This is a genomic window from Alitiscatomonas sp. (assembly GCF_037242085.1).
Classification (GTDB): Bacteria; Bacillota; Clostridia; order Lachnospirales; family Lachnospiraceae; genus Alitiscatomonas; species Alitiscatomonas aceti.
This window is the reverse complement of record NZ_JAXXBR010000008.1, coordinates 1-2,820: the sequence shown is the minus strand read 5'-3', so window position 1 is coordinate 2,820 and position 2,820 is coordinate 1. Positions and strand designations below refer to the sequence as shown.

Sequence of the window (2,820 nt, the reverse complement as noted above, 5' to 3'; positions counted from 1 at the left end):
CTGCGCTTTTCCTCGGTGTTTGGCTTTCGCCAAATTGGACACTCGCAATAAGGAGGCGCTTACAAGCAAGCTTGCCTATGGTTCCGCTGTCCCGTCCAGGCACCTCGAAAAAGCTGCGCTTTTCCTCGGTGTTTGGCTTTCGCCAAATTGGACACTCGCAATAAGGAGACGCTTGCAAGCAAGCTTGCAGCGCCTCCTTATTACTCCTGTCCAGCCTGGACTCAATGCTCCAGCATGTTTTCAATAAATATCCCGTAGCCTTTTGTGGAGTCCTGGATGAATACATGGGTGACGGCTCCGATGAGCTTGCCGTCCTGGATGATGGGGCTGCCGCTCATGCCCTGTACGATACCGCCGGTGAGCTTCAGAAGCTCTTCGTCTACAACACGGATCACCATCCCCTTATTTTTCTGAAGACTCGTGTGATCCACTTTTTGAATTTCGATCTCATAATCTCTCACCTCCCCCGATACGTCGCTGCGGATAAAGGCCTGGCCCTTGTGGACGTCCTGGCGGAAGCCCACGGGAATGGCCTCGGACTGGAACCGTTCCAGGAACCGGCGGTTGACGGTCCCGAAGATCCCCTCCTCTGTATTGGCGGTCACTTCCCCCAGCTTTGTGCCTTTTCCGTAATAGATGACCCCGGACATGACTCCGGGCTTTCCTGATGTTCCCTTTTCGATCCCCATGATCTGGGTATCGTAGAGCTCTCCCCCCCGGATATCCACCAGCTTTCCTGTGTCGCTGTCGCTGATCCCATGGCCCAGGGCGCCGAAGGAGCCGTTCATGTCCACGTAGGTGACGGTCCCGATCCCCTGGGTATCGTCCCGGACCCAGGCCCCCAGCTTATAGGTCCCATCCTCTGCCAGCACCGGCTCCAGCTCCACCTTTAAAAGCTCCCCGTCCCTGCGCACCTCCAGGGATACGGGACTTCCGCTGCTGGCGCTGACGACCTGGATCAGATCGTCCTTGTCCTCCATCTCCCGTCCGTTGACTGTCTCGATGTAGTCTCCGGATTTCAGAACACCAAAGGCCGGCTCCACCACGTTGCCCGCATCGTTGACGATCTCCCCGGTGCCAACGACCATGACTCCCCTGGACTTCAGATAGATCCCCACAGGTACGCCGCAGGGCGCGGCATACATCCCGTCCACCACATCCACCTGGATGTCCTTCATGCGGATCAGCCCGAAAAGCTTCATTCCCAGGTGGTAGCTTCCTTCAGATGCGCCATACATGGACACCGGCTCTGTGGTCTGGATCCGGACCTTTCCTGCAGGGATGTTGGACGCATTCCCCAGGACCACCTCCTCGCTGTCGCTCTCCAGGGTGACGCCTGGAGGCAGGGTAAAATGGAAGATCTCCTCCTCGCTGACCACCAGGTTCAGACGGTCCGGCACTGCAAGCTTCACATAGCCCCATGTGAACGCAATGGTAAAGACCAGAGAAAAACAAAAGACACCGGCCAGGATCCTTCTCAGTCGTTCCTTTCTTGTCACGGCAAAACCTCCTCTTCTTTATGATTCTGCCCCGGCTTTTCCCTGTCCATAACATACGGCGTCTGCAATTTCCCCAGTAACGGCAAAGGAGAGGGCAGTGATATGCTCCTCTCCTAGTATGTGATCCTTTTCTCTTTTCAGCCTGTCAGTTTTTAGATGACGTTTCGTTCTTCCAGCAGCTCCCTCTTCTTCTTTTCCGCCAGCCGCTTCATTTCCCTTGCATTTTCAAGCACCGCGCCTGTGATCTCCGCACCGCCCAGAAGCCTTGCCAGCTCCTCGGTCTGCTCCTCTTTTCCCAGCTTATGGATCCTGGTGGACGTTTTTCCATTTTCTACGTTTTTTCGGATCTCAAAATGGGTATCGGCCATGGCCGCGATCTGGGGCAGATGGGTGATGCATAAAACCTGGTGCTTTCCGGCAATATAGGAAAGCCGCTCTGACACCTTCTGGGCTGTGCGCCCGCTGATGCCGGTGTCGATCTCGTCGAAGATCAGTGTGGGGATATCGTCCGTATCCGCCAACACCGTCTTGATGGCCAGCATGATCCTGGAGAGCTCGCCGCCGGAAGCCACCTCTCCCAGCGGTCTTGGCGGAATGCTGCCTGGATTGGTGGAGATCATAAATTCCACCTCGTCTGCGCCCTGGGCCGTAAAATGCTCCAGATCCCTCACATCGATCCGGAAATCCACATGGAGGAAATTCAAGTCCATGAGCTCTGCCCCGATCCGTTCCTCCAGGACCCGGGCCGCACGCTTTCTGGCCTCCGAAAGGGTCCCGCAAAGCTGCTCCATGGACCGGGTCTGGGCTTCAAGCTCCCTGGATGCCAGCGCTGCCAGCTCTTCATAGTTTTCCAGCTCCTGAAGGCGTTCTCTCTTTTCCTCCAGGCTTTTTAAAACAGCTTCTTCCGAATTTCCGTACTTGGCCATCAGGCTGCGGATCCGGTCCAGACGTTCCTCCGTCTGTTTAAAGGTTTCCTCGTCGAACTCCATTTCATTCATATAATCGGAAATGGACCGGGCCACGCCGTTTAAGATGTCCTCTGCATCGGAAAGCTCTTTTAAAATATCGTTTAAATTTTCATCATAGGCGGCGGCGTTCTCCACATGCTTCACCGCACGGCCCAGATCGGCTCCGTCCACAGCCATAAACGCCGTCTGCATGGCCTCGGCGATCTTCCTGCTGTGGGAAAATTTCCGGCAGACGGCAGAAAGCTCCTCCTCCTCCCCCGGGCGGATGGCCGCATTTTCGATCTCCTGGATCTCAAACCGCAGAAAATCCGACTCCCGCTTTCTCGTCTCCTCATCCAGATGGAAGCCCGAAA

The 2,820-nt window shown here is 55.8% G+C and carries 2 protein-coding genes; both read right to left on the bottom strand.

Features of this window, described 5'->3' with window-relative positions; translation table 11 throughout:
- Positions 1 to 221 precede the first annotated feature (221 nt).
- Positions 222 to 1,481 carry a SpoIVB peptidase gene (spoIVB, locus tag WIH05_RS00090; protein ID WP_337424788.1) on the bottom strand — a complete coding sequence of 420 codons (1,260 nt, stop codon included), beginning with the start codon at positions 1,479 to 1,481 and terminating at the stop codon, positions 222 to 224.
- A gap of 170 nt (positions 1,482 to 1,651) precedes the next feature.
- A partial coding sequence (locus tag WIH05_RS00085; RefSeq protein ID WP_337424787.1) for a DNA repair protein RecN occupies positions 1,652 to 2,820 on the bottom strand: 1,169 nt, incomplete at its 5' end.